Genomic DNA, 25,478 nt, shown 5'->3' on the forward strand with positions numbered 1-25,478 from the left:
CGGCCATGCGCCCCGTTCTGCACGGAGACATCAGCGCGGCGGCGCGGGTTTTGTTATCCGCGCCGCAACCCAAAAGGGACCGCCTGTGTGCCCGCATGATTGCCGAGGCCGAACTGGCCGACCGGCATGTCGCGGCCACCGGGCGGCTGCATCCGCAGTTCGGCAACGGGTCGTTGATGGCGGCGGCGCGTGGCCGACCTCTGGCGGATGAACCGGGTTTCGACGACACGGATTATTGCCAGTGTTTCGAGACGGTTCTGCGCCACCTGATCCGGTTTCAGATCAGCCGGACGCGCAGCTGACACATTTCCCGGCGGCTGGATCCAGTTCCAGCCGCCCGCGCGCGATGGCCTCGCCACAGTCTTCGCAATACCCGAATTCGCCCTCGTAGATGCGCGTCAGAGCGGCGTTCAGCCGGCGGGCTTCAAGGTCGCGCCGGGTCTGCTGGGCCTTGGCCATGGCCTGGTTCTGCAGCGCGTCCATCCGGCTGAGGCGCCCAACCGCCTGCTGATCAAGCTGGACGACCGACTGGGCCTGTTTCCCGGCTTCGGAATTCTGTTCCAATTCGGCCAACCGGGCGCGGATCAGTGTTTCGAATTCCATAAGTTCCGCCTCGTTCATTTTTTGTTGTGCCGTACATCAAGGGTTTGCGTTTGGCCTTTTTGGGCCTAGATGGCTATTCTAGGCGCAGAAAAGGAACAAAAGCCATGTTTGAAACGCGCACCCAAGTCACTCCGGTCGATCCCGTTTGGGACCGGATCACATCCGAGGCGCAAGCCGCCGTCGAGAAAGAACCGCTGATGGGCGGGCTGGTGCACGCATGCATTCTGCACCACAAATCGCTGGAACGCGCCTTGTCATATCGGATTTCGGCCAAGCTGTGCTCGAACGAAATGTCGATGATGGTGCTGCGGGAAGTCGTCGAGGAGGCCTATGCTGACGACCAGAGCCTGCTTACTGCCGCCCGGGCCGACCTGATGGCCGTGTACGAGCGGGATCCGGCCTGCCATCGCCTGCTGCAGCCGATTCTGTATTTCAAGGGCTACCAGGCCATGCAGGCGTATCGCGTAGCGCATTGGCTGTGGCGCAAGGGGCGCCACGATCTGGCCTATTTTCTGCAGATGCGCTGTTCCGAGATTTTCGGTGTCGACATCCACCCCGCCGCGAAGATCGGCAAGGGCATCATGATCGACCACGCCCATTCTATCGTGATCGGTGAAACCGCGGTCGTGGGCGATAACGTCTCGATGCTGCATTCGGTGACCCTTGGCGGGACCGGCAAGGAGGAAGAGGACCGCCATCCCAAGATCGAGGATGGCGTTCTGATCGGCGCTGGCGCCAAGGTTCTGGGCAATATCCGCGTAGGCCATTGCAGCCGTATCGCCGCCGGTTCGGTTGTTCTGCAGGATGTGCCGCCCTGCAAAACCGTAGCCGGAATCCCCGCCAAGATCGTGGGCGAGGCCGGATGCGACCAGCCCTCGATCTCGATGGATCACATGCTGGGTAAGGATCAGTAAGCCTGTTCTCAGGTACGAAAAAAAGCCGCCTCGGGGTCCGAGGCGGCTTTTTTTGATTCTTGTGGCCTGGATCAGGCCAGCATGACCATCGGGTTTTCCAGGTTGTCCACGATGGCCTGCAGCAACTGAGCCCCAAGCGCGCCGTCGATCACCCGGTGATCCACCGACATAGTGACCGACATGACGGTCGCCACGGTCAGCTCCCCATCCTCGCCCACGACCGGCTTCTTGGCGCCGGTGCCGACGGCCAGGATGCCCGCATGCGGCGGGTTCACGATGGCGTCGAAATTGTCGATGCCATACATGCCCAGGTTCGAAACCGCGAAGGTGCCGCCCTGGTATTCATGCGGGGCCAGCTTGCGCTCGCGTGCGCGGGCGGCCAGGTCCTTCATTTCGGTCGAGAGCGCCGACAGAGATTTGGTGTCGGCGTCCTTCAGGACCGGGGTGAACAGCCCGCCTTCGATCGCCACGGCCACGGCCACGTCCGAGGGTTTCAGTTGCAGCACCCGGTCGCCCGCCCAGACGGCATTGCATTCCGGCACCTGCTGCAGCGCGTTGGCGACGGCCTTGATGATGAAGTCGTTGACGCTCAGCTTCACGCCGCGGGCTTCCAGCTGCTTGTTCAACTGGCTGCGGAATTTCAGCAGCGCGTCCAGCTTGATGTCGCGGCGCAGGTAGAAATGCGGGATGGTCTGCTTGGCCTCGGCGAGACGGGCGGCGATGGTCTTGCGCATGCCGTCCAGCTTGACCTCTTGGTACTCGCGGCCTTCGTACATGCGGGCCACCATGTCGGCCGAGGGGCCGGCGGGGGCAGCAGCAGGTGCCGGCGCTGCGCTGGGTGCGGCTGCCGGAGCCGGAGCGGCGGCCGGAGCAGCGGTTGCGCCTTCGACATCCGCCTTGACGATGCGGCCATGCGGGCCCGAGCCCTTGATCTGCGCCAGGTCCAGCCCTTTCTGAGCGGCGATCCGGCGGGCCAGCGGAGAGGCGAAGATGCGTCCGCCGTCGGCTTTGACCGGGGCCGCCGGAGCCGGGGCAGGGGCGGGCGCCTCGGATGCCGCGGGGGCGGCAGCCTCGTTGCCCGCGTCGGCTGCGGGCGCAGCCTCGGGCGCCTTGGCCGGGGCCGCGGCGATGTCATCGGCGCTTTCGCCCTCTTCCAGCAGCACGGCGATCGGGGTGTTGACCTTGACCCCCTCGGTGCCTTCGGGGATCAGGATCTTGCCGACGATGCCTTCATCGACGGCTTCGAATTCCATTGTGGCCTTGTCGGTCTCGATCTCGGCCAGCAGGTCACCCGAGGAGACGGTATCGCCTTCCTTGACCAGCCATTTGGCGAGCGTGCCTTCCTCCATGGTCGGCGAAAGGGCGGGCATCAGAATTTCGGTGGGCATCTGTCAGTCGCTCCTTACCGATAGGTCACTTGTTTGACGGCGGCGATCACCTCGTCGGTGGTCACCAGCGCCAGTTTTTCCAGGTTCGCGGCATAGGGCATGGGTACGTCCTTGCCGGTCAGGTTGATGACGGGCGCGTCGAGATAGTCGAACGCCTGTTGCATCACCACCGAGCTGATGTAGCTGCCGACCGAGCCTTGGGGCCAGCCTTCCTCGACCGTGACCAGACGGTTGGTCTTCATCACCGAGTTGATGATCGCGCCGGTGTCCATCGGGCGGATGGTGCGCAGGTCGATCACCTCGGCGCTGATGCCGTCCTCGGCCAACTTGTCGGCAGCTTCCAAGGCGTATTGCATGCCGATGCCGAAGCTGACGATGGTCACGTCGGTGCCTTCGCGCCAGATGCGGGCTTTGCCCAGCGGCACGGTCAGGTCATCGACCTGCGGCACGTCGAACGAGCGGCCATAGAGGATTTCGTTTTCCAGGAACACGACCGGGTTGGGATCGCGGATGGCCGATTTCAGCAGGCCTTTGGCGTCGGCTGCCGAATAGGGCATCACCACCTTCAGGCCGGGGATCTGCATGTACCAGGCGGCATAGTCCTGGCTGTGCTGGGCCGCCACGCGCGCGGCGGCGCCGTTGGGGCCGCGGAACACGATCGGACAGCCCATCTGACCGCCGGACATGTACAGCGTCTTGGCGGCCGAGTTGATGATCTGGTCGATCGCTTGCATGGCGAAGTTGAAGGTCATGAACTCGACGATCGGCTTCAGCCCGCCAAAGGCCGAGCCGACGGCGATGCCTGTAAAGCCATGCTCGGTGATCGGCGTATCAATCACGCGTTTTGCGCCGAACTCGTCCAGCAGACCCTGAGAGACCTTGTAGGCGCCCTGGTATTCGCCGACTTCCTCGCCCATCAGGTAGACGTCTTCGTCGGCGCGCATCTCTTCTGCCATCGCGTCGCGCAGAGCTTCGCGGACAGTCTGTTGTTTCATCGGCGCGTCGGCTGGCCAATCGGGCGACAGATCCACGACGGGCGCGACAGGAGCCGCCGCAGGGGCGGGTGCGGACGCCTCAACCGCCGCAGGCGCGGCGGCCTCGTTGCCCGCGTCGGCTGCCGGGGCAGCCTCGGGCAGGGCGGAGACGTCTTCGCCCTCTTCGACCAGCACGGCGATGGGTGTATTGACCTTGACCCCTTCGGTGCCCTCGGGGATCAGGATCTTGCCGATTATGCCTTCGTCGACGGCCTCGAACTCCATCGTGGCCTTGTCGGTCTCGATCTCGGCCAGTATGTCGCCGGAACTTACGGTGTCGCCTTCCTTGACCAGCCATTTGGCCAGGGTGCCTTCCTCCATGGTCGGCGAAAGGGCGGGCATGAGAATTTCGGTTGCCATGTCTTGTTCGTCCTCTCAGGCGTAGATGTCGGTCCAGAGCTCTTCGACGGGCGGCTCGTGGCTTTCCTTGGAGAATTCGGCGGCCTTGTTGACGACTTCCTTGATCTCCTTGTCGATCGCCTTCAGGTCATCCTCGGTGGCGTGCTTGCCCGATAGCAGCAGCTCGCGCACATGTTCGATCGGGTCGCTCTGTTCGCGCACTTTCTGCACCTCTTCGCGGGTGCGGTACTTGGCCGGGTCTGACATCGAGTGGCCGCGATAGCGGTAGGTCTTGACCTCGAGGATATAGGGCCCCTTGCCTGCGCGGCAGTGGGCCACTGCTTTCTCTCCGGCCTCTTTCACTGCCAGCACGTCCATGCCGTTGACGATTTCGCCGGGAATGCCGAACGCCTCGCCGCGGTGATAGATGTCCTTGGTCGAGGTCGAGCGCGACTGCGCCGTTCCCATCGCGTACTGGTTGTTCTCGATCACGAAGACCACCGGTAGCTGCCACAGGGCGGCCATGTTGAAGGTTTCGTAGACCTGGCCCTGGTTCGCCGCGCCATCGCCGAAATAGGTGAAGGTCACGCGGCCGTTGTCCTTGTATTTATCGGCAAAGGCCAGACCCGCCCCCAGAGGTACTTGCGCGCCCACGATGCCGTGGCCGCCATAGAAATGCTTTTCCTTCGAGAACATGTGCATCGAGCCGCCCTTGCCCTTGGACAGACCGCCGATGCGCCCGGTAAGCTCGGCCATCACGCCGCCCGGATCCATGCCGCAGGCCAGCATGTGACCGTGGTCGCGATAGGAGGTGATGCGCTTGTCGCCATCCTCGGCAGCGGCTTCGAGCCCCACGACGACGGCTTCCTGACCGATGTAGAGGTGGCAGAAACCGCCGATCAGACCCATCCCATACAGTTGCCCCGCCTTTTCTTCGAATCGGCGGATCAACAACATCTCGCGGTAGTAGGTCTTGAGTTCTTCCGCAGAAACGTTTGGTTTCTTTGTGGTTTTTCGCGCAGCCATCGTGGCGATCTCCCCCTTCCGGCAAGATAGTTTAGCGTTAAACTATCTTTTAATGCATTTCGCCCAGTCTGGCGAGTGGAAATGTGACGCAGCGTCTCGGCGCGCGCCGTGCCACAGCCGGAGTGGGCGTTCAGCGGATGACGATTTCGTCGGCGCGGATCATGCCCAGAACCGAGCGTGCCTGTTCGTCCAGAAGATCAAGGTCAAGATAGGTGTCCGAAAGCCTGCGTGTCAGGTTCTCCATCCGCGCGATTTCGGCGTTCAATCCGCCGAGGTCGCGCGACAGAGCATCCCGTTCCGCCGCAATCTCGACCCGTCTGAGCAGGCCATAGTCGCCCTGTACGGCGGCGAAGGTGAAATACACACCCAGCAAAAACGCCACTGAAAAGAACAGGACTGTGCCCAAACCGGGCCGACTGGAACGGGACACTCTGTTTACCGCCGTATGAATACTGCCTCAAAATCGTGCCCGTTTCCCGGGCATCTGTCGGCACTATGTCACAGGTGATTCGGCTTGTGAATCCCCGAAAACGCGAAAATCGCGACAGCGATTCAAAAAAACAGGGCGCCTCGCCGGGCAGAGCGCCACCGGCCTTGGATCATTGGTCCAAGGCGGCGACGCCGGGTAGGGTCTTGCCCTCCATCCACTCCAGGAACGCACCACCGGCGGTCGAGATGTAGGTGAAATCATGCGCCGCGCCCGACGCGTTCAGCGCGGCGACCGTATCGCCGCCGCCGGCCACCGAGACCAGCTTGCCCGTGCGGGTCAGCTCGGCCGCTTTCAGCGCGGCGGCGTTGGTGGCCGCGTCGAAGGGCTCGATCTCAAAAGCGCCCAAGGGGCCGTTCCAGATCAGTGTCTTGCTGTCTTCAAAGGTCTTGCAGATCGTGGCGACGGTTTCCGGCCCCGCGTCCAGGATCATCACATCGGCCGGGCACTGATCGGCCGGCACCACCTTGTGCGGGGCGTGGGCCTCGAACTTTTCGGCCACGACCACGTCGCTGGGCAGGATGATGCGGCAGCCGGTTTCCTCGGCCTTGGTCATGATCTGCGCCGCGGTGTCGGTCATGGCGTGTTCGGCCAGCGATTTGCCAACGTCATACCCTTTGGCCAGCAGGAAGGTGTTGGCCATGCCGCCGCCGATAATCAGGTTGTCGACCTTCTCGATCAGATTGCCCAGCAGGTCCAGCTTGGTCGAGACCTTGGCCCCGCCGACCACTGCGGTGACCGGACGCTGAGGGTTCCCCAACGCGGCTTCAAGCGCGCTCAGCTCGGCCTGCATCAGGCGCCCGGCGCAGGCCGGCAGCAGCCGTGCCAGCCCCTCGGTCGAGGCATGGGCGCGGTGCGCGGCGGAAAAGGCATCGTTGCAATAGATATCGCCGAGCTTGGCCATCCCTTCGGCCAGTTTGGCGCTGTTCTTGGTTTCGCCGTCGTGAAACCGCGTGTTCTCCAGCAGGACGACCTCGCCTTCGCCTTGGTTGGCCACGGCCAGCTCGGCCTCATATCCGACGCAATCCTCGCCAAAACGGACCTTGGTGCCAAAGGCCGCTTCCAGCGCGGGAACCAGATGTTTCAGCGACAGGTTCTGCCGCCGCTCGCCGCCGGGGCGCCCGAAATGGGCCAGCAGGATGGGTTTGCCGCCCTTGGCCAGGATGTCGCGCACGGTGGGCACGATGCGTTGGATGCGTGTGTCGTCGGTCACCGCGCCGTCGACGACAGGCACGTTGATATCCACGCGCACCAGCACGCGTTTGCCCTGCAGGTCCATGTCGTCCAGCGTTTTCCAGCCCATCGTGTCATCCTCGCCGTTGTCACCACGCGTCAGCGGTTCTTTTCCTGCATTTTGCCGACAGGTCAATGCTTCACTTGGCTTTCCCGCGTCCGGCGCATAGGTATTTGCGCAAATCATTTCCACAGGAGAGAGCCCCATGGCCGAGATCAAGGATCCCGAAAACACCATCATCATCGAGCTGAAGGATGGCAAGGTCGTCATCGAGCTGCTGCCCGACGTGGCACCCCAGCATTGCGAGCGCATGAAAGAGCTGGCGCGCGCGGGCGAGTACGACAACGTGGCCTTTCACCGGGTGATCGACGGCTTCATGGCGCAGACCGGTGATGTGCAGCACGGTGACATGGAAGACGGCTTCAACCTCCGCATGGCGGGCACCGGCGGGTCGTCACTGCCGAACCTTCCGGCGGAATTCTCGAAACTGCCGCATGACCGGGGTACGCTGGGCGCGGCCCGGTCGGCAAACCCGAACTCGGCCAACTCGCAGTTCTTCATAAACTTCAAGGACAACCACTTTCTGAACGGCCAATACACCGTCTATGGCCGCGTGATCGAGGGGATGGAGCATGTCGACGCCATCACCCGCGGCGAGCCGCCCGCGAACCCCGACCGCATGATCAGCGTCAAGGTGGCCGCCGATGAATAAGCTAGCCGCCGTTTTTGCCTTGCTGGCCAGCCCGGCGCTGGCCACGGGCCTGCAGATCGAAGTCGAGGGCGAGGCCAACGGCACGATCACCATCGACCTGTTCGAAGATGTCGCGCCCAAGCATGTCGAGCAGATCACCGCTCTGGCCGCCGAGGGCAAGTATGACGGGGTGGTGTTCCACCGCGTGATCGACGGTTTCATGGCGCAGACCGGCGATGTTGAATACGGCAAGCTGGGCAGCGATATGCGCCGTGCGGGCACCGGTGGGTCCGATCGTCCTGACCTGCGGGCCGAATTCTCAGATGTTCCCTACGAGCGCGGCATCGTCGGCATGGCGAGGGCGCGCGACCCGAACAGCGCCAACTCGCAGTTCTTCATCATGTTCGCACCGGCGCCGTCGCTGAACGGCCAGTACACGGTTGTCGGCGAGGTGACCGGTGGGATGGACGTGGTGGACGCCATCAAACGCGGCACCGGCCCGAACGGCGCCGTGATCGGCCAGCCCGACGTGATGACCAAGGTCACCGTTACCGAATGACCTCGACACCCGGCGCGGATTCCGCGCCGGGTTTGACGCACGGGTGTTCACGTCCCCGTGCGGGGGGCTTGGCCCGCCGTCCGCGCATCGCGCACCATGGCAGACAGCCAGAGGTGCCTCATGCGATCCCTTCTATCCGCTCTTTTGCTGGTCTGCGCGGCGGCTGCGTCCGCAAACCCCGATCTGTGGCGCGGTGAATGGCCTCGGACCGATTTCGCGATGACCTCGGTGCAGGACTGGAGCCAGATCCGCTCGGGCGGGCCGCCCAAGGATGGCATCCCGGCGCTCAGCGATCCCGGTTTCGTCGAGGTGTCCGTGAATACCGGACTGGCCGCTGCCGAGCCGGTCATCTCCGTCGAGCTACCCGGCGCGCGGCCAAGGGCCTATCCGATCCGCTATCTGATCTGGCACGAGATCGTGAATGACCGGATCGGCAACCGGCCCGTCGCGATCACCTATTGCCCCCTGTGCAACTCGGCGCTGGTGTTCGACCGGCGGACGGAGCAAGGCGTGCTCAGTTTTGGCGTCACGGGCAAGCTGCGCCATTCGGACATGGTCATGTACGATCGTGAAACCGAAAGCTGGTGGCAGCAGGCCACGGGCGAGGCCATTGTCGGGCGGCTGACCGGAGCCCGGCTGCGGGCGCTTCCGGCGTGGATGGAAAGCTGGGCGCAGTTTCGCGAACGCAACCCCGATGGGCTGGTGATGGCCGAACCGGACTACAATCGCGACTATGGCCGCAACCCCTATCGCGGCTATGACACGTCGCGCCAACCGTTCCTGTATGACGGAGCGCTGCCACCACATGGCCTTCACCCTCTGGAACGTGTGGTGCGGGTGGGCGACCGGGCCTGGCCTCTGACCCGCCTGCGCCGCCAAGGCCAGGTGACCGAGGCTGGCGTGACGATCTCGTGGCGCAGCGGCCAGGCCTCGGCGCTGGACGCCGGGCGCATCGCCAAGGGGCGTGACGTCGGCTCGATCCGCGTCACTGATGCCGCCGGGCAGGACGTGGTGCATGACGTGATGTTCGCCTTTGCTTTCCACGCCTTCTGGCCCGACGGAATCTGGATGACGGGTCGCTAGGCCGGGCGTCAGTCCTCGGACACCATCGCGTTCCAGATCAGCGCGCCCACCGCGCCGCCGATCAGCGGGGCGACCCAGAACAGCCACAGCTGGGCCAGCGCAGGCCCGTCGGCGAAGAGCGCAACGCCGGTCGATCGCGCCGGGTTCACCGACGTATTGGTGACCGGGATCGAGATCAGGTGGATCAGGGTCAACCCCAACCCGATGGCGATGGGGGCGAAGCCGGCCGGCGCCTTTTCGGACGTGGCGCCCAGGATTATGATCAGGAAAAAGGCGGTCAGGACGATCTCGATCACCAGGGCGGACATCATCGAATAGCCCTCAGGCGAGGCTTCGCCATAACCGTTCGAGGCAAAACTGCCGACACCGGAAAACTCGGGGGCGCCGCTGACGATCAGGTACAGAACCGCAGCCGCCAGTATGGCGCCGATCACCTGGGCGGCCCAATAGGGCAATAGATCCTTGGCTGGAAAGCGTCCGCCGATCATCAGGCCCAGGCTGACGGCCGGGTTGAAATGCCCGCCCGAGATATGGCCTACCGCAAAGGCCATCGTCAGCACCGTAAGGCCGAAGGCGAAGGAAACGCCCAGCCAGCCGATGCCGACATCGGCCACGCCCGCGGCCAGAACCGCACTGCCGCACCCGCCAAGAACCAGCCAGAACGTGCCGAAGAACTCGGCCATCAATTTAGCTCGCATCGTGAAATCTCCCAAATTCAACGGGGGCGAGTGTAGCGGAAACCGAAAAAAACTCTAAATGGTCGTTTCCACCTGCGCGGACGATGTTGTTTCACGGCCACCCACGCCGGGGGCATCGCGCACGAAAAAACGCCGCGGCAGGGCCACGGCGTTTGGGTCGGAACCGTTGGGATCTTCGGATTTACTGGCTGACTTCGGCGGCCGGGTTGGCGCCGGTCTTGCTGCTGCGGCCCGGGTTCAGCGGGTCGTCCTGACGCTGGACCGAGCCCTCGAAATGCGCGCCGCTTTCGATTGCGATGGTCTTGTGGATAATGTCGCCCTCGACACGCGCGGTCGAGGTCAGGCGCACCTTCAGCCCGCGCACACGGCCTACGATCCGGCCGTTGATGACCACGTCATCGGCAGTCACCTCGCCCTTGATCGTCGCGGTCTCGCCGATGGTCAGCAGATGCGCACGGATGTCGCCTTCGACGGTGCCTTCGACCTGGATGTCGCCAGAGGTCTTGATGTTGCCGGTGATGTGCAGATCTGACGACAGAACCGATGCCGGCGGCTTGGGTTTCGGTGGGGTTGCGGCCGCTTTCTGCTCGGTCGGGGCAGGGGTCGCCTGAGCGGCCGGAGCGGCGGGCTTCGCCGTTTCGGATGCCTTGGGTGCGGGCTCGTTGATCTTGCTCTTAGAAAACATTGTTCGCAGCCTTGATGTAGGTCATGGGGTTTACGGGTTTTCCGTTCACATGCACTTCGTAGTGCAGATGCGTTCCGGTCGACCGTCCGGTGTTACCCATATCAGCAATGTGATCCCCGCGCGAGACCCTTTGGCCGACCTTCACGCGGATGTTCGAATTATGGGCGTAATAGGTTTCGATCCCGAAGGCGTGCTTGATCTTGACCAGCTTGCCGAATCCCGATTGCCATCCAGCATGGGTCACGACGCCGTCGGCGGTCGCATAGATGTTTGTGCCCTTGGGGGCGGCGAAATCGGTGCCCTTGTGCATCCGGCGGCCACCGGTCTTTGGGTCGCGGCGATAGCCGTATCCGCTGGTGAACCGGAAGGACGAACGGATCGGCGTGGCAAAGGGCGCCTTTTCAGCGGCGATGCGATACAGGTTCAACTGGTCCATCTGTTCCAGCAGGCGGTTGGCGCGGATTTCATCCGGCGACAGTTCTTCGCCGCGGGTGCTGAACGAGATCGGGGTCAACGGCCCGCCGATGCCGCTGTAGCCACGCCGCACCTCGTCGAGGATGCGGTCGGTCGGCATGCCGGCCTGTCGGAACATCTTGTCCAGCGGCTCGACCGAGATCAGCATCGCCTCTTCCAACTGGCGGAAGATCTCGTCATTGCGTTCCTGCATCAACTGGATTTCAAGTTCCAGCTCGTCGCGCTGGTCCAGCGCACTCTGGGCATCGGACGCGATCTGGTCGCGCTGCTGGGCCGTGCGGGCCAGGGCCTCGGACAGGAATCCCAGTTGAACGGGGGCGGCCGATGCAAACATGGCCACGGCCGGGTCGTCGGCCTTCTGTTTCAGCGCGGCCAGTTCGGCGCGCGCCTCCTCGCGCTGTTTCATGGTGGCGCGCAGAGTGGCCTGAATCACCTCGATCCCTGTTTCCAACTCGTGCCGGCGGTTCTCGGATTCCAGCAGTTCAGACTGCATCGCCGAGATCCGCTCGAGCGCGGAATTGAAGCGTTCATGTGCGGCCAGCGCCTCTTGGGCACGGGCGTCCCGTTCGGCGGACAGAATGTTCAGACGTTCCTGATAGACCGCCTGATCGCGTTTGGCCTGTTCCCGGAAATTGCCCGACCCGATGCTGTCCATCAGCAACAGCGCAGTTGCCACCGACGTCCAGCCGACCATGACCGCCACGCCCAGAACCGCCAGTACCTGGGTTTCCGAGCTAAGCCGGACAAAGCGCGTGTCCTTGTCGGATTTCAGAAAGACCCTGCGTTCGGGAAAGTGCCGTTCGAGCAGTGAGTGCAGTTTGATCGCCAGACGTGTTCGCACGCGTCTTACTCCTCATCCCCATTGTCCGGGTCGGTCATGAGTGGTTGCCGTGACGGCTTGCCGACCCTTGGGGCGACTGATTAATGGCCGGGCAGCGATTGGGCAAGTTTGTTAACCGATTGGTGCAAAAATCGCGCAATTTCGGGCTAGGGATCGGCGAGAATTTGCCGAAGCGCGCGCTGCCCGGTCTATTTCCGGGCCGTTCCGGGCGGGGGCAGATCTTCGGCCAGGGGCCAGTAGAAATCGGGCGGCAATCCGGCCTCGGCCCGCTTCTCCTCGTTGAAGGGCGGTTTCAGGGCGCCGTGGAAATACCGGCGGACCAGATCGTGAAACACGTCCTTGGGGTCGGCATTTTCCCGACCGCACAGAAAGTGGAACCATTTCGACCCATAGGCGACGTGGCCGACCTCTTCGGCATAGATCACTTCCAGCGCAGCTACGGCCTGATCGGCCTTTGCCTTGCGGAAAATCTCGATCATGCCCGGTGTCACGTCCAAGCCGCGCGCCTCGAGCACCATCGGCACTACCGCCAGCCGGCCCATCAGGTCCCCGGCGGTGTCCTCGGCCGCGCGCCACATGCCGGCATGGGCGGGAAGCGCGCCGTAATGGCTGCCCATCGCCTCCAGGCAGTCGCAGACCATTTCGAAATGGCGCGATTCCTCCTCGGCGCATTTGACCCAGTCGTCGTAGAAGCCGATCGGCATCGGCACATGTCCGAACCGGGCGATGATGTCCCAATGCAGGTCCACCGCGTTCAGCTCGATATGGGCTACGGCGTGTAGCAGCGCGATGCGCCCGGCCTCGGACCCGGGGCGGCGGCGCGGCACGTCGCGCGGTGATAGCAGCTCGGGGCGGGCGGGGCGCGCGGGATGCAGCGGCGGTTCGGCGGTGCCGATCTCGATCGCCGGGGCCTCGCCCTTGCGGGACGCGACCCAGTCGGCCGCATATCGCCGCGACAGGGCGGTCTTGGCCCGCCCGTCCGCGGTGGTCAGCACGTCGGTTGCCATCTGGGTCAGGGTCTTGGCCACGGTGATCCTCGGGTCGAATGAAACTGCCGCCTCTTAGACCGGATGGCGCGCGGCGTCAAAGCGCGCGCACGGCCTCCAGCACCTCATCGACGTGACCGGGGACCTTCACCTTGCGCCAGACGCGGGCGATCTTGCCGTCGGTGTCGATCAGAAAGGTCGAACGCTCGATCCCCATCGATTTCTTCCCGTACATGTTCTTTTCGACCCAGACGCCGAAGGCCTCGCAGACGGTTCCGTCTTCGTCGGACAGAAGCGGCGTGGTCAGACCGTGCTTGGCGACGAACTTGTCATGTTTGGCGACGCTGTCGCGCGAGATGCCGAAGACCTGCGCGCCCGCCTCGGCGAAGGCGGGCAGAGCTTCGGAAAATCCGATGGATTCCTTCGTGCAGCCCGGCGTATCATCGCGGGGATAGAAGAACAGAACGACGGGGCGGCCGCGCAGGGCCGACAGGGTGACCGAACCCCCGCCGTCACGGGGCAGGGTGAAATCGGGGGCGATGTCTGAGAGGTCGGGCATGGAGGTCTCCGGTTGTGGTTGTCATGAACTGCCGCGGATAATAGAGCGGCGTCAGCGGGTTGGAAGGCTTGGTAGGCGAATTGGCTGAGCGGCAGGACGAAAAATCGGACAAACCAGGCCGGGCGCCGCGCCGCCGATCCCGCCGCCGTACGGCCGTTCTGTGGGCCTTGCGCGGGGTTTTCCTGCTAGTGTTTCTGGCCGTGTTCTCGGGGTTGATGGTCCTGGGGCAACGGGTGCATGCGCCGAACTGGCTGCGCGACCGGGTCGAGGCGCGGCTAGACCAGGCGCTGGACGGGGTGAAGATCCGGTTCGGCGATGCCAGTTTCATCATCCACGAAGGCTGGCGTCCGAGTCTGCGGCTGAGCGACGTGTCGATCAGCGATGCCGAAGGGCGGCAGATCGCACATGTGTCGGACTTGCGGGCCAGCCTGTCGATGCGCCCGTTGCTGCGCGGACATGTCCGGCCCAAGCGGATCGTACTGAACGGTGCCCAGATCACGCTGGTCCGCGGGCCAGACGGGATGCTGACCCTGATCGTGGGGTCCGGCAGCGCCCCCGTGAGGCAGGCGCCAAATCTGGCCGAACTGATCGAGCAGGCTGATGCCGTTTTCCAATCTCCGGCCCTGTCCGCACTGGCGTCGGTCGAGATGGAGGCGATCACGCTGGACTACAGCGATCAGCGGCTTGGCCGGTCCTGGGTTCTGGATGGCGGGCACATCCTAGTCACCCGCGACGATCGGGCCTTGCGGCTGGCCACAGGGTTTTCGGTTCTGGCGGGGCGAGACTATGTGAGTATGGTCGAGGCCAACTATACCAGCTCATTCGGCTCGCCTCAGGCACAGTTCGGCATCTCGATCACGGACCTGCCCGCCGTGGACGTGGCCGCGCAGGCGCCGGCCCTCGCGTGGCTGCAGGTGCTGGACGCGCCGATCTCGGGCGCCCTGCGCGGCAGCATCGACGAGCAGGGGGCGTTGGGGCCGGTTTTTGCCACGCTCAACCTCGGCCCGGGCGCCGTGCAGCCCAATCCCGAAACCCGTCCGGTGCCGTTTGACACGGCCCGCACCTATTTCACCTATGACCCCTACCGGCAGGTTCTGGATTTCAACGAAGTATCCATCGCCTCTGCCTGGGGAACGGTCCAAGGTGAAGGTGAGGCCTATCTCGAGGGTGTGGAGACGGGTGCGCTGCAGAGCATGGCAGTTCAAGTCCGCCTGACGGGAATCGGGCTGAACCCGGCTGATCTGTTCGTGGACGACCTGCACCTGAACCGGGCCCAGCTGGATTTCCAGGTCAGTCTGAATCCGTTCCGCCTGCAACTGGGGCAGGCGGTTGTCGAGGACGATAACGTGCGGCTGCAAGCGTCGGGCGCGGTGCAGGGCCTGCCCGACGGCTGGAGCGTGGATCTCGACGCTCGGATCAATCAGATCTCGCAGGGGCGCGTTTTGCAGTACTGGCCGCCGCGACTGGCGCCTAAGCCGCGCAAATGGGTCACGGAAAACGTGCTCGGCGGGCAGATGTCGAACGTGGATTTCGCTCTTCGCCTGCGCCCCGGGACCAAACCGCTGATCTACGCGGATTTCGAATTCGACGAGGCGACCGTGCGATTTGCCAAGACCCTGCCGCCGTTGCAGAACGCACGCGGTGAGGCCAGCCTGATCGAGCGGCGCTTTACCGTCACCGCCCATCAGGGATTCGTGAAGGCCGATCAGGGCGGAGTCGTCGATGCCGCGGGCACCTCATTCATCATCCCGGACACCGGGATCAAGAAATCGACGCCGGGCATTGTTCGCATTCAGGCCAGAGGCAGCGTGACCGCGGCGCTGTCGCTGCTGGACCGGCCGCCATTGTCCGTGCTGACCAAGGCCAAACTGCCGGTCGATCTGGCCGACGGGCAGGTGCGGTTGAGCGGCACATTGGCCCTGCCGCTGATCAAGGGGCTCAAGCTGGAAGAAACCCGGTTCCATTTTGCCGGGGACATCCTGAACCTGCAGACCGATCGTCTTGTGCCCGGTTTCCGCGTAAGCGCGGCGAAACTGGCCCTGAGCGGCACCCAGGACGAGGTCTCCATCGCCGGCGACGGGTCTTTCGGCGCGGTTCCGATGCAGGTCCGCTGGCGACAGCCCATCGGCGGCACCGAACCGCAACGCAGCACGCTGACCGGGCAGATCGAGCTGTCGCCGCGTTTGATGGACGAGTTGAAGGCGGGATTGCCGCCGCAGATGCTGGCGGGGCAGGGCGTGGCGCAGATCGAACTGGGGATCGGGGGCGGTCAGCCGACGCGTCTGCGCGCCAGTTCGGATCTTGCGGGGGTGACGCTGGCGATCCCTGAATTGGGCTGGCGCAAGCCTCCGTCCGGCACGGGCGCGCTGACGGTCGAAGCCACCGTCTCCGAGCCGCTGAGCATCGACACGTTGTTAATCGAAGCCGCCGGGCTGCGGGCCGTGGGAGCGATCTCGATCAGCGATGGCGCGCTGGACCGGATCCGATTCAGCACGTTCGAACTGGGCGACTGGCTGGCGGTTCCGGCCGAGCTGATTGGGCGGGGTGCGGCGGTCCCGGATATCCGGGTTCTGGGTGGGGTTCTGAACCTTGCCAAGGCGACCTTCGCCAGCGGTGGCGGGGGCGGTGGCGCAGGTCCGAAACTGGACGTGACGCTGGACCGGCTGCAGGTCACCGATACGGTGGCCCTGACCGGCCTGACCGGGAATTTCCAGACGACGGGCGGCCTGCAGGGCGGGTTCAGCGCCCGGGTGAACGGTGGTGCCGCCGTTCAGGGGCAGGTCTTCCCCAGCGGCGATGGCCGCAGCGCAGTCCGGCTGCAATCGGTGGATGCCGGGGCCGTTTTGCGGTCGGCCGGGTTGCTGACGCAGGCGCAGGGTGGCACGCTACAGGTCCAGCTGGACCCGGTGGCCGAGCCCGGAAATTACGACCTGAACCTGAATATCCGAAACACCCGCATCACCGACGCCCCGGCCATGGCGGCACTGTTGAACGCGATCAGTGTGGTCGGGTTGCTGGACGAGATGTCCGGGCAGGGGATCCAGTTCTCGTCGATCGAGAGCGTAATGCGAATCACGCCGACGCAGGTCAAGATCCTCAGCGGCAGCGCGGTCGGTCCGTCGCTGGGGCTGTCGTTCGACGGCACGGTCGATCTGAACCGCAAATTCCTGAACCTTCAGGGCGCGATTTCTCCGATCTACCTGGTCAACGCCATCGGCAGCGTACTGACCCAGAAGGGCGAAGGTGTTTTCGCCTTCAACTACAAGCTGGTCGGGCCGGTCTCGGCGCCGCAGGTCTCGGTCAATCCGCTGTCGGGATTGGCGCCATTGTTTCTACGCAACCTTATGCGCGACCCGGCGCCGACGGTTTCGGACGGCCCCAACGCAACGCCCCAACGCGATGGCCCCAGCCCGTCTTTGGGGGCACGGGGAGAAGATCGTTGACCGGGATCTGTGGTCAAATCCATTCGGGCGTTGTATGCCGCGCGCATGAAGCTGAGTGATTTCGATTTCGACCTGCCCGAAGACCTGATCGCCACCCGGCCCGCCAGCCCGCGCTCGTCGGCGCGTCTGTTGGTGGCGCAGGGCGATGACCTGACCGATGCGCGCGTGTCCGACCTGCCCGACTGGCTGCGACCGGGCGACCGGCTGGTGCTGAACGACACTCGGGTCATTCCCGCGCGCCTGTCGGGGCGGCGCCACCGCGACAGCGCGCAGGGGTCGGTGTCGGCCGCGGTCGAGGCGACCTTGCTGGACCCGCAGGCCGACGGCAGTTGGGCGGCACTGCTCAAGCCTCTGAAAAAGGTGCGCGTCGGCGAAGAGATCGTGTTCTCGGGCGAACTGTCTGCGATTCTGGAACGCGTCGTGGACGGGCAGGCCCATCTGCGGTTCAACCTGACGGGCGAGGATTTCGACCGCGCGCTTGAGCAAGCCGGTGCGATGCCGCTGCCGCCCTACATCGCCGCAAAGCGACCGGCGGACGAGCGGGACAAGACGGACTATCAGACGGTCTGGGCGCGCCATTCCGGTGCCGTCGCGGCCCCCACCGCCTCGCTGCATTTCGACGAGTCTCTGCTGCAGGCGCTGGCCGCGCGTGGGGTGGATTTCACCTATGTCACCCTGCATGTGGGCGCGGGCACCTTCCTGCCAGTCAAGGTCGAGGACGTGACCACCCACAAGATGCATGCCGAATGGGGGCGGGTCAGCGCGCAGGCCGCGGCCGAGATCGCCGCCACCAAGGCCACCAGCGGCCGCGTCATTCCCGTGGGCACCACGGCGCTGCGTCTGATCGAAAGCGCCGCGCGCGGCGGACGGATCGAACCGTGGGAAGGCGAGACCGACATCTTCATCTATCCCGGTTTCAAATTCCATGTGACCGATGCGCTGATGACCAATTTCCACCTGCCCAAATCCACCCTGCTGATGCTGGTCTCGGCATTGATGGGTAAGGACCGGATGCTGCGGATCTACGATCACGCTATTGCCAGCCGGTACCGCTTCTTTTCTTATGGTGACGCGTCGCTTTTGATCCCTTAAAGGGCGCGATCACCGGACCGAATCCGGGAAATGTCGTAGACAAGCGCGACCGGGGCGTATTCAGGTCGTTTAACGCAACGAGTTTGACGCAAAGAATTGTTCAGCAGAAATGGAGGCAGTCATGCTTCAGGTACTTGCCAGCGCATGGGCGCTTCTTCTTGGAATGGGTCTGCTGATGATCGGCAACGGCCTGCAGGGTACACTGCTGGGCGTGCGGGGCGAGATCGAGGGCTTCTCGACGCTGGAGATGTCCTTTGTCATGTCGGCCTATTTCGTAGGATTCCTGGGCGGCTCGCGCCTGGCCCCCGAGATGATCCGGCGAGTCGGGCATGTGCGGGTCTTCGCGGCGCTGGCGTCGTTCATCTCGGCAGTGATGATCATGTATCCGATGCTGACCGACCCGATCGCCTGGTCGCTGGGCCGCGTGGTGATCGGCTTTTGTTTTTCCGGCGTGTATGTGACGGCCGAAAGCTGGTTGAACAATGCCGCCAGCAATGAAAACCGGGGGCAGGCGCTGTCGCTGTACATGATCGTCCAGATGATCGGCATCGTCAGTGCGCAGGCGCTGATGCTGGTGGGCGATCCGGCGGGGTACGAGACCTTCGTAATCGCCTCGATCCTGGTCTCGGTCTCGTTCGCGCCGATCCTGCTGTCGATCTCGCCGACACCGGCCTTTGACACGACCAAGCCGATGACGCTGAGACAGTTGATGGAAACCTCGCCGCTGGGCTGCGTTGGCATGTTCCTGCTGGGCGGCGTCTTTTCGGCCCAGTTCGGCATGGCCGCGGTCTATGGCGCCCGCGCCGGGTTGACCCTGGTCGAGATTTCGACCTTCGTGGCAACCTTCTACATCGGTGCGTTGCTGTTGCAGTATCCGCTGGGATGGTTCTCGGACCGGATGGACCGGCGGGTGCTGATCCTGCTGGTTTCGGTCGCAGGGGGGGCCGCGGCGCTGGTGGGCATGCTGTTTGGTATGACCTTCGCGGTTCTGCTGGCCGCCGCCTTCGTGATCGGAGGCATGTCGAACCCGCTTTATTCGCTGCTGATCGCCTATACCAATGACTATCTGGAATACGAGGACATGGCCGCTGCCTCGGGCGGGTTGATCTTCATCAACGGTTTGGGGGCGATCGCTGGCCCGCTCATCACCGGTTGGCTGATGGGCGATGCGGTGTTCGGGCCGTCCGGGTATTTCCTGTTAATCGCAGCGTTGCTGTTCGCCATGGCTGCCTATGCGTTGTACCGGATGACCCAGCGTGCCCATGTGCCGGTGGACGAGACCGCCGCGCTTGCGCCGCTTTACCCCACCGCCTCGCCGGTCGCGCTGGAAGTTGCGCAGGAAATCGCCATTGAGGCCGCGCAGGACGACGAAGAGGCTGAAACTCCGGCCTGAGCGCCGGATATGTGTCGCAAGTGTTGCAATATGTTACTGTAACATTTTTGTAAAAGACCCTTAAATGACCCTACGTCTCTTGGGGGAGAACACACGGAGTCATTGGGATGGTCGGTCCTGAAGAAGTATTGAGTTTTTGGTTGGATGAAGTCGGCCCCAAGGGCTGGTACCGCGAGGATGAGGCACTGGATACCCGGATCCGGGAGAGGTTCCTGACGACGTGGGAAGCGGCGTGCCAAGGGAAATTCTCGCTGTGGCTGACCTATCCCAGCGGGGCCTTGGCCTACATCATTCTGATGGATCAATTTCCGCGCAACATGTTCCGGGGCAGCGCTCGGGCCTTCGCTTCCGACAGGGCTGCGCTGGCGGCGGCCAAATGCGCCATCGACAAGGGCTGGGACCTGAAGATCGACGAACCGGCGCGGCAGTTCTTCTACATGCCGCTGATGCATTCCGAGAACCTGTGCGACCAGGAACGCTGTGTACGACTGATGTGCGAGCGCATGCCCAAGCATGGCAGAGACAACCTGCTGCATGCCCGCGCGCATCGCGAGGTGATCAGAAAATTCGGGCGGTTCCCCTATCGCAACGCGGCGCTGTCGCGGGAAACGACTGCGCCCGAGGCCGCCTATGTCAGCAACGGCGGTTACGGTGCCACCGTGCGCGAGTTGCAGGCGATCGCCTAGCTTTCCTGCGCCCCGCAGCCGCGCAGCGTCATCAGGCGTTGGCTGGTGGTGTCGATGGCCGTGATGATGGCTCGGTCGATCAACAGTTCCGGGGTTTCGGCGAGCTGTGTCAGGGTATCTTGTGCCCGGTTCAGGGCTGCCAGGCTCTGGTCGAGCCGGTCCAGCGTTTGCGCTAGCTTCTGTCCAGTTCCCACATCGGTACTGCCGCCGGCGCGAACGGCCTTCAACTCGTCCCGCAACGCGCTCAAATCCGCTCTGATGTTGCGGGCCTGCTCCTGAAATGGGCGCACGATCTGCAGATTCTGCTGGAACCGGTCCTGAATGTTCTCGACGCTCTGCGCCAGTTTCCAGCCGAGAAACAGGCACAGGGCCAGCAGGATCAGAGTCGCGTTCAGCAGGGCAAGCAGCAGATCCTTGAGTGTTCGGGCCATGGCCTGGGCCTCCTATGTCTCGGTCAAACACGTGTTGCCAATGGATTTGGTATCTTTTCTAGCCTTCCGCCCAGCGCTGCAATAGTCTTGACGGGCTGGGTTTCTGCTTTTGTGACCTTACGTCACCAATATCGCAGGCAGCGATGTTGAAGCGCCCGCAGAAATAGTTTAGCACTAAACTAGTTTTCATCAGACCCGCGCCGAGAGGTACACATGGCTGCAAAATCCTTTGATCTGATCGTAATCGGGGCCGGCCCCGGCGGCTATGTCGCTGCTATTCGCGCGGCCCAGCTGGGCCTGAAGGCCGCAATCGTCGAGCGCGAGCACCTGGGCGGCATCTGTTTGAACTGGGGCTGCATCCCGACCAAGGCGCTGCTGCGGTCTGCCGAGGTATTCCACCTGATGGAACGCGCCAAGGATTTCGGGCTGAGCGCCGAGAAGATCGGATATGATATCGATGCTGTGGTCAAGCGGTCGCGCGGCGTGGCCAAGCAGTTGGCCGGTGGCGTCGGGCACCTTCTGAAAAAGAACAAGGTTACCGTGGTGATGGGAGAGGCGACGATCCCCGCACGCGGCAAGGTTTCGGTGAAGACCGACAAGGGAACCGAGGAGTTGGCCGCCAGCAACATCATCCTCGCCACCGGGGCCCGGGCGCGTGAGTTGCCTGGGCTCGAGGCCGACGGCGACCTGGTCTGGACCTACAAGCACGCGCTGCAGCCCCCTCGGATGCCCAAGAAGCTGCTGGTCATCGGCTCGGGCGCGATCGGGATCGAATTCGCCAGTTTCTTCAATACGCTGGGTGCGGACACGACGGTGGTCGAGGTCATGGACCGCGTTCTGCCGGTCGAGGATGCCGAGATCAGCGCCTTTGCCAAAAAGGCATTCATCAAGCAGGGCATGAAGATCATGGAGAAATCCATGGTCAAGCAGCTTGACCGCGGCAAGGGCAAGGTGACCGCCCATATCGAAACCAGCGGAAAGACGGAAAAACACGAATTCGACACGGTCATCTCTGCCGTTGGGATCGTCGGCAACGTCGAGAACCTGGGGCTCGAGGCGTTGGGGGTGAAGATCGACAGAACCCATGTCGTGACCGATGAATTCTGCCGTACCGGCGTCGATGGCCTCTATGCGATCGGCGACATCGCAGGGGCGCCTTGGCTGGCGCACAAGGCAAGCCACGAGGGTGTCATGGTCGCGGAACTGATCGCCGGAAAACATGCCCATCCCGTCAAACCCGAGAGCATCGCTGGGTGCACCTACTGCCACCCCCAGGTGGCATCGGTCGGCTACACCGAAGCCAAGGCCAAAGAGTTGGGCTTTGAGGTCAAGGTCGGCCGTTTCCCCTTTATCGGTAATGGCAAGGCCATCGCGCTGGGAGAACCCGAGGGCATGATCAAGACCGTTTTCGATGCCAAGACGGGTGAGCTGTTAGGGGCGCACATGGTCGGTGCCGAGGTGACCGAGCTCATCCAAGGATATGTCGTAGGGCGCCAGTTGGAAACCACCGAGGAAGACCTGATGAACACCGTCTTCCCGCACCCGACGCTGTCGGAAATGATGCACGAGGCCGTTCTGGACGCTTACGGACGCGCCATCCACTTCTAGCTGCAAATCGGATCATGGCGGAACGCGGAATGGGGCTCTGCCCCTACCGCGCTGCGCGCGGCTCCCCCGGGATATTTTGGGCCAGATGAAGTGCGGTCGTATTCTTCATCTGGCGTCAAATATCCCGGAGTGCGAGGCAGAGCCTCGCAAACTGCTTCTGCTCAGCGGGTCAGGGCGTCCAGGATACGGGCCCACGAGCGGATGCCCTTGTGAAAGCTGTTCACGTCATACTTTTCGTTGGGTGAATGGATGGCGTCGTCGTCGTTCGCAAATCCGACCAGCATCGAATCCAGCCCCAGAACGGAATTGAAATATCCCACGACCGGGATCGAGCCGCCCATGCCGGTGAAAACGGCCTCGCGGTTCCATTCATCTGAAAGGGCGCTGCGGGCGGCCTCGAACTCCGGCCGGTCCAGATTCATCACCGAGGCGGGGGAGCCTTCGAGGTCATTGTCCCAAACGACCTTGGCGTCGGGCGACAGGCGGTCTTCGACGTGTTTGCGGATCTTGTCCCGCAGTTTGTCGGGGTCCATGTCGCCGACCAATCGGCAGGTGATCTTGCAATGGGCTTCGCTGGGGATCACGGTTTTCGACCCCGCCCCGTTGTAGCCGCCCCATAGCCCGTTGATTTCCAGCGTCGGCCGTGCCCATTGCTGTTCAAGCGTCGAGTAGCCCTTTTCGCCGTGCGGCTGCGTGTAGCCGACCGAATTGAGGTACTCGGCCTCGTCAAAGCCGCAATTCTCCCATTGGCGCAGCTGGTCGGCGGGAACCTCGTGCACGCCTTCGTAGAAGCCTTCGACCGCAACGCGGCCGGTTTCCTCGTCGTAGAACGAGGCGACGATCCGGGAAATCTCGCGCAGCGGATTCAGGCCCGGGCCGCCGTAGTGGCCCGAATGCAGGTCGATGCGCGGGCCGATGATCGTGAATTCATCCTTGAGCATGCCGCGCAGTTGCGAGGCGATCGAGGGCACGCCGCGCGACACCATCGACGTGTCGCAGACCAGCGCCAGATCGGCCTTCAACTCGTCCTTGTTGGTCTCGAGGAACGGGACCAGCGAAGGCGACCCAGACTCTTCTTCACCTTCGAAGAAGAAGGTGATCCGGCAGGGCAGTTTGCCATGCACGGCCTTCCACGCACGGCAGGCCTCGACGAAAGTCATCAGCTGGCCCTTGTCGTCCGAAGCGCCGCGCCCGCGGATCACCTGGCCGTGCTCGGTCTCTTCCAGAGCCGGGTCGAACGGGTCGCGCTTCCACAGGTTCAGCGGGTCAACCGGCTGAACGTCATAGTGCCCGTAGAACAGAAGGTGCGGCGCGTCAGCATCATCGCCCACATGGCCGACGACCATCGGGTGCCCCGGCGTTGCGCGCTTTTCTGACTGAATGCCCATGCTCTGCAAATCGGCGACCAGCCAGTCGGCAGCCTTGTCAACGCTTTCCTTGTAGGCTGGATCGGTCGAGATGGACGGGATCCGAAGAAATTCCATCAACCGGTCGATCGAGGTGGAGAGATCAGCGTCGATCTTGCTCAGTACGGCGTCAAGCGACATCGGGGGCTCCTGAATGGTTTTGAATTTGGGCCGAACCTATCAGTGTCAGCGGCGCCGTCCAGTCCAAGCCGCAGGGAAACCGCGGACAATATCGGAAACATGCGGGCATGTGAGGCGCCCGGCCTGCGTCGTTTCCTCGCGCTTGGTGGTGTCGAGTTTACTTGTCGCGGCTGGCCCGAGAGGATAATTGATGCAAATCAATGTTGCGACGGGTCCCGACGGGCTAGGCAAGTGCAGGAAACAAATAGCGGACGTTGCCTGAAAATCGGGTACTATGGCACGGAGAAACGCCTGGCCGCGCGAAAGGGTCATGAAGGAGGGTCCTTTGGACTATACAGCTCAGCTCGATACGGCGATTGCCAAGCTGCATGAAGAAGGACGTTACCGGACCTTTATCGACATCGAACGTCGCAACGGACAGTTCCCGCATGCGGTACGCACGCGCCCCGACGGTTCGCAGCAGGACATCACGGTCTGGTGCGGCAACGATTATCTGGGCATGGGGCAGCACCCTGTCGTGTTGCAGGCGATGCACGAGGCAATCGACGCAACCGGTGCCGGATCGGGCGGGACACGCAACATCTCGGGCACGACCGTCTATCACAAACGGCTCGAGGCGGAACTGGCCGATTTGCACGGCAAAGAGGCGGCGCTGCTGTTCACCAGCGCCTACATCGCCAACGACGCCACTCTTAGCACGCTGCCCAAGTTGTTTCCGGGCCTGATCATCTATTCCGACGAACTGAACCATGCTTCGATGATCGAGGGCGTGCGCCGCAACGGGGGCGCCAAGCGGATCTTCCGCCACAATGACGTGGCCCATCTGCGCGAACTGCTCCTAGCCGACGACCCGGCCGCGCCCAAGCTGATCGCTTTTGAATCGGTCTATTCCATGGACGGCGATTTCGGTCCGATCGAGGAAATTTGCGACTTGGCCGACGAGTTCGGCGCGCTAACCTATATCGACGAAGTGCATGCCGTGGGCATGTACGGCCCGCGCGGCGGCGGCGTGACCGAGCGTGACCGGCTGGCGCATCGGATCGACATTATCAACGGCACCCTGGCCAAGGCCTATGGCGTGATGGGCGGCTACATCGCGGCCAGCGCGAAAATGTGCGATGCCGTTCGCTCTTATGCGCCGGGTTTTATCTTTACCACCTCGCTGCCTCCGGCGGTCGCTGCGGGCGCCGCAGCCTCGGTCGCCTTCCTCAAGCGTGCGCCGGAACTGCGCGAGCAGCATCAGACCCAGGCCAAGATCCTGAAGCTGCGGCTGAAGGGGCTGGGCTTGCCGCTGATCGACCACGGCAGCCACATCGTGCCGGTGATCGTAGGCGACCCGGTACATACCAAAAAGCTCAGCGACATGCTGCTGGAAAGCTATGGCATCTATGTCCAGCCGATCAATTTCCCGACCGTGCCCCGCGGGACCGAGCGCCTGCGCTTTACCCCGTCGCCCGTCCATGGACCGGACGAGATGAACTGCTTGGTCCAGGCAATGGACGAACTTTGGTCACATTGTGCGCTAAATCGCGCCGAACTTGCCGGGTAGCCTCTGACTGACATGTGCAACATGTTTGGCGCGTGTTAAGCTCTCGCTAACAAAAGAAAACGGATGATTCGTTGTGGGGATGATTCGCCGTTTGCGTGTAACACGCGGTAGGCAGTTTGGGGCAGCAG

At 63.3% G+C, this 25,478-nt stretch carries 24 protein-coding genes; 11 read left to right on the forward strand and 13 right to left on the reverse strand.

Features of this window, described 5'->3' with window-relative positions; all coding sequences use genetic code 11:
- Positions 1 to 5 precede the first annotated feature (5 nt).
- Entirely contained in the window at positions 6 to 302 is a 297-nt protein-coding gene (locus AC2FMD_RS05875) for a DUF7742 family protein (RefSeq protein WP_496681125.1), read from the forward strand.
- On the opposite strand, the gene AC2FMD_RS05880 is transcribed toward AC2FMD_RS05875, so the two are convergent.
- Positions 283 to 621, reverse strand: a complete 339-nt coding sequence (locus AC2FMD_RS05880; RefSeq protein ID WP_496740784.1) for a TraR/DksA family transcriptional regulator — start codon at positions 619 to 621, stop codon at positions 283 to 285. The genes AC2FMD_RS05875 and AC2FMD_RS05880 overlap by 20 nt on opposite strands.
- An 86-nt stretch (positions 622 to 707) precedes the next feature.
- On the opposite strand from AC2FMD_RS05880, the gene cysE reads away from it, so the two are divergent.
- Positions 708 to 1,517, forward strand: coding sequence for a serine O-acetyltransferase (cysE, locus tag AC2FMD_RS05885; RefSeq protein WP_496681130.1), 810 nt, complete (start codon positions 708 to 710; stop codon positions 1,515 to 1,517).
- A gap of 71 nt (positions 1,518 to 1,588) precedes the next feature.
- Here the strand turns inward: cysE and AC2FMD_RS05890 are convergent, their stop codons facing one another.
- The 5 genes from AC2FMD_RS05890 to AC2FMD_RS05910 form a co-directional block, all read right to left on the reverse strand.
- A complete protein-coding gene (locus tag AC2FMD_RS05890; protein WP_496740782.1) occupies positions 1,589 to 2,905 on the reverse strand; it encodes a pyruvate dehydrogenase complex dihydrolipoamide acetyltransferase in 1,317 nt (438 codons plus the stop codon).
- A gap of 14 nt (positions 2,906 to 2,919) precedes the next feature.
- Positions 2,920 to 4,299 carry a pyruvate dehydrogenase complex E1 component subunit beta gene (locus AC2FMD_RS05895; RefSeq protein ID WP_496794788.1) on the reverse strand — a complete coding sequence of 460 codons (1,380 nt, stop codon included), beginning with the start codon at positions 4,297 to 4,299 and terminating at the stop codon, positions 2,920 to 2,922.
- 15 nt (positions 4,300 to 4,314) lie between these two features.
- A complete protein-coding gene (gene pdhA, locus AC2FMD_RS05900; RefSeq protein ID WP_496740778.1) occupies positions 4,315 to 5,304 on the reverse strand; it encodes a pyruvate dehydrogenase (acetyl-transferring) E1 component subunit alpha in 990 nt (329 codons plus the stop codon).
- A 130-nt stretch (positions 5,305 to 5,434) separates the two neighbouring features.
- The gene (locus tag AC2FMD_RS05905) at positions 5,435 to 5,734 is read right to left on the reverse strand and encodes an FtsB family cell division protein (RefSeq protein ID WP_496681140.1); all 300 of its coding nucleotides are present in this window, start codon (positions 5,732 to 5,734) and stop codon (positions 5,435 to 5,437) included.
- Between the two features lie 169 nt (positions 5,735 to 5,903).
- Positions 5,904 to 7,094: a phosphoglycerate kinase gene (locus AC2FMD_RS05910; protein ID WP_496740776.1), complete on the reverse strand. Its 1,191-nt coding sequence runs from the start codon at positions 7,092 to 7,094 to the stop codon at positions 5,904 to 5,906.
- Between the two features lie 136 nt (positions 7,095 to 7,230).
- On the opposite strand from AC2FMD_RS05910, the gene AC2FMD_RS05915 reads away from it, so the two are divergent.
- The 3 genes from AC2FMD_RS05915 (at position 7,231) to AC2FMD_RS05925 (ending at position 9,358) form a co-directional block, all read left to right on the forward strand.
- Positions 7,231 to 7,737: a peptidylprolyl isomerase gene (locus tag AC2FMD_RS05915; RefSeq protein WP_496740774.1), complete on the forward strand. Its 507-nt coding sequence runs from the start codon at positions 7,231 to 7,233 to the stop codon at positions 7,735 to 7,737.
- Positions 7,730 to 8,275, forward strand: coding sequence for a peptidylprolyl isomerase (locus tag AC2FMD_RS05920; protein ID WP_496740773.1), 546 nt, complete (start codon positions 7,730 to 7,732; stop codon positions 8,273 to 8,275). Before AC2FMD_RS05915 ends, AC2FMD_RS05920 begins: the two co-directional genes overlap by 8 nt.
- Before the next feature lie 120 nt (positions 8,276 to 8,395).
- Positions 8,396 to 9,358 (forward strand): DUF3179 domain-containing protein, encoded by a 963-nt coding sequence (locus tag AC2FMD_RS05925; protein WP_496740771.1) that lies wholly within the window; start codon positions 8,396 to 8,398, stop codon positions 9,356 to 9,358.
- Between the two features lie 8 nt (positions 9,359 to 9,366).
- Here the strand turns inward: AC2FMD_RS05925 and aqpZ are convergent, their stop codons facing one another.
- The 5 genes from aqpZ to AC2FMD_RS05950 form a co-directional block, all read right to left on the reverse strand.
- Complete coding sequence (gene aqpZ / locus AC2FMD_RS05930) at positions 9,367 to 10,056, reverse strand: aquaporin Z (protein ID WP_496681150.1); 690 nt, start codon at positions 10,054 to 10,056, stop codon at positions 9,367 to 9,369.
- A 181-nt stretch (positions 10,057 to 10,237) separates the two neighbouring features.
- The gene (locus tag AC2FMD_RS05935; RefSeq protein ID WP_496681152.1) at positions 10,238 to 10,741 is read right to left on the reverse strand and encodes a bactofilin family protein; all 504 of its coding nucleotides are present in this window, start codon (positions 10,739 to 10,741) and stop codon (positions 10,238 to 10,240) included.
- Positions 10,731 to 12,056, reverse strand: coding sequence for a DUF5930 domain-containing protein (locus AC2FMD_RS05940; protein WP_496681160.1), 1,326 nt, complete (start codon positions 12,054 to 12,056; stop codon positions 10,731 to 10,733). The genes AC2FMD_RS05935 and AC2FMD_RS05940 overlap by 11 nt, the downstream gene beginning before the upstream one ends.
- Before the next feature lie 188 nt (positions 12,057 to 12,244).
- Complete coding sequence (locus tag AC2FMD_RS05945; protein ID WP_496740876.1) at positions 12,245 to 13,063, reverse strand: ferritin-like domain-containing protein; 819 nt, start codon at positions 13,061 to 13,063, stop codon at positions 12,245 to 12,247.
- A gap of 76 nt (positions 13,064 to 13,139) precedes the next feature.
- Positions 13,140 to 13,601 (reverse strand): peroxiredoxin, encoded by a 462-nt coding sequence (locus tag AC2FMD_RS05950; RefSeq protein WP_496681163.1) that lies wholly within the window; start codon positions 13,599 to 13,601, stop codon positions 13,140 to 13,142.
- A gap of 59 nt (positions 13,602 to 13,660) precedes the next feature.
- On the opposite strand from AC2FMD_RS05950, the gene AC2FMD_RS05955 reads away from it, so the two are divergent.
- From AC2FMD_RS05955 to AC2FMD_RS05970, 4 genes are all read left to right on the forward strand, one after another.
- Positions 13,661 to 17,044 (forward strand): YhdP family protein, encoded by a 3,384-nt coding sequence (locus AC2FMD_RS05955; protein ID WP_496794789.1) that lies wholly within the window; start codon positions 13,661 to 13,663, stop codon positions 17,042 to 17,044.
- A gap of 45 nt (positions 17,045 to 17,089) precedes the next feature.
- A complete protein-coding gene (queA, locus tag AC2FMD_RS05960; RefSeq protein ID WP_496794790.1) occupies positions 17,090 to 18,136 on the forward strand; it encodes a tRNA preQ1(34) S-adenosylmethionine ribosyltransferase-isomerase QueA in 1,047 nt (348 codons plus the stop codon).
- Positions 18,137 to 18,257: 121 nt separating this feature from the next.
- Positions 18,258 to 19,529, forward strand: a complete 1,272-nt coding sequence (locus tag AC2FMD_RS05965; protein WP_496681165.1) for an MFS transporter — start codon at positions 18,258 to 18,260, stop codon at positions 19,527 to 19,529.
- 107 nt (positions 19,530 to 19,636) lie between these two features.
- Positions 19,637 to 20,215, forward strand: coding sequence for a DUF924 family protein (locus AC2FMD_RS05970; protein ID WP_496681166.1), 579 nt, complete (start codon positions 19,637 to 19,639; stop codon positions 20,213 to 20,215).
- Here the strand turns inward: AC2FMD_RS05970 and AC2FMD_RS05975 are convergent.
- Positions 20,212 to 20,646 carry a hypothetical protein gene (locus tag AC2FMD_RS05975; RefSeq protein ID WP_496740767.1) on the reverse strand — a complete coding sequence of 145 codons (435 nt, stop codon included), beginning with the start codon at positions 20,644 to 20,646 and terminating at the stop codon, positions 20,212 to 20,214. The two genes, AC2FMD_RS05970 and AC2FMD_RS05975, sit on opposite strands and share 4 nt — an antisense overlap.
- A gap of 213 nt (positions 20,647 to 20,859) precedes the next feature.
- Between AC2FMD_RS05975 and lpdA the strand changes: the two genes are divergently transcribed.
- Entirely contained in the window at positions 20,860 to 22,254 is a 1,395-nt protein-coding gene (gene lpdA / locus AC2FMD_RS05980; protein ID WP_496740765.1) for a dihydrolipoyl dehydrogenase, read from the forward strand.
- 161 nt (positions 22,255 to 22,415) lie between these two features.
- Here lpdA and AC2FMD_RS05985 read toward each other — a convergent pair whose 3' ends face one another.
- On the reverse strand, positions 22,416 to 23,801 hold the full coding sequence (locus AC2FMD_RS05985; RefSeq protein ID WP_496711468.1) for a dipeptidase: 1,386 nt from the start codon (positions 23,799 to 23,801) through the stop codon (positions 22,416 to 22,418).
- A gap of 325 nt (positions 23,802 to 24,126) precedes the next feature.
- Here AC2FMD_RS05985 and hemA point away from each other — a divergent pair, with 325 nt between their 5' ends.
- Entirely contained in the window at positions 24,127 to 25,350 is a 1,224-nt protein-coding gene (gene hemA, locus AC2FMD_RS05990) for a 5-aminolevulinate synthase (RefSeq protein WP_496711477.1), read from the forward strand.
- Positions 25,351 to 25,478: the final 128 nt, after the last annotated feature.

This window comes from Ruegeria sp. BHSC276, from assembly GCF_059612945.1.

Excerpts from the sequence above, each read along its gene's own strand:
- AC2FMD_RS05985 (WP_496711468.1), bottom strand. The coding sequence starts at position 23,801 with ATGTCGCTTGACGCCGTACTGAGCAAGATCGACGCTGATCTCTCCACC.
- AC2FMD_RS05925 (WP_496740771.1), top strand. The coding sequence starts at position 8,396 with ATGCGATCCCTTCTATCCGCTCTTTTGCTGGTCTGCGCGGCGGCTGCG.
- cysE (WP_496681130.1), top strand. The coding sequence starts at position 708 with ATGTTTGAAACGCGCACCCAAGTCACTCCGGTCGATCCCGTTTGGGAC.
- AC2FMD_RS05975 (WP_496740767.1), bottom strand. The coding sequence starts at position 20,646 with ATGGCCCGAACACTCAAGGATCTGCTGCTTGCCCTGCTGAACGCGACT.
- pdhA (WP_496740778.1), bottom strand. The coding sequence starts at position 5,304 with ATGGCTGCGCGAAAAACCACAAAGAAACCAAACGTTTCTGCGGAAGAA.
- AC2FMD_RS05970 (WP_496681166.1), top strand. The coding sequence starts at position 19,637 with ATGGTCGGTCCTGAAGAAGTATTGAGTTTTTGGTTGGATGAAGTCGGC.
- AC2FMD_RS05890 (WP_496740782.1), bottom strand. The coding sequence starts at position 2,905 with ATGCCCACCGAAATTCTGATGCCCGCCCTTTCGCCGACCATGGAGGAA.
- AC2FMD_RS05895 (WP_496794788.1), bottom strand. The coding sequence starts at position 4,299 with ATGGCAACCGAAATTCTCATGCCCGCCCTTTCGCCGACCATGGAGGAA.
- AC2FMD_RS05920 (WP_496740773.1), top strand. The coding sequence starts at position 7,730 with ATGAATAAGCTAGCCGCCGTTTTTGCCTTGCTGGCCAGCCCGGCGCTG.
- AC2FMD_RS05910 (WP_496740776.1), bottom strand. The coding sequence starts at position 7,094 with ATGGGCTGGAAAACGCTGGACGACATGGACCTGCAGGGCAAACGCGTG.
- AC2FMD_RS05950 (WP_496681163.1), bottom strand. The coding sequence starts at position 13,601 with ATGCCCGACCTCTCAGACATCGCCCCCGATTTCACCCTGCCCCGTGAC.
- AC2FMD_RS05945 (WP_496740876.1), bottom strand. The coding sequence starts at position 13,063 with ATGGCAACCGACGTGCTGACCACCGCGGACGGGCGGGCCAAGACCGCC.
- AC2FMD_RS05965 (WP_496681165.1), top strand. The coding sequence starts at position 18,258 with ATGCTTCAGGTACTTGCCAGCGCATGGGCGCTTCTTCTTGGAATGGGT.
- aqpZ (WP_496681150.1), bottom strand. The coding sequence starts at position 10,056 with ATGCGAGCTAAATTGATGGCCGAGTTCTTCGGCACGTTCTGGCTGGTT.
- lpdA (WP_496740765.1), top strand. The coding sequence starts at position 20,860 with ATGGCTGCAAAATCCTTTGATCTGATCGTAATCGGGGCCGGCCCCGGC.
- AC2FMD_RS05880 (WP_496740784.1), bottom strand. The coding sequence starts at position 621 with ATGAACGAGGCGGAACTTATGGAATTCGAAACACTGATCCGCGCCCGG.
- AC2FMD_RS05875 (WP_496681125.1), top strand. The coding sequence starts at position 6 with ATGCGCCCCGTTCTGCACGGAGACATCAGCGCGGCGGCGCGGGTTTTG.
- AC2FMD_RS05915 (WP_496740774.1), top strand. The coding sequence starts at position 7,231 with ATGGCCGAGATCAAGGATCCCGAAAACACCATCATCATCGAGCTGAAG.
- AC2FMD_RS05935 (WP_496681152.1), bottom strand. The coding sequence starts at position 10,741 with ATGTTTTCTAAGAGCAAGATCAACGAGCCCGCACCCAAGGCATCCGAA.
- queA (WP_496794790.1), top strand. The coding sequence starts at position 17,090 with ATGAAGCTGAGTGATTTCGATTTCGACCTGCCCGAAGACCTGATCGCC.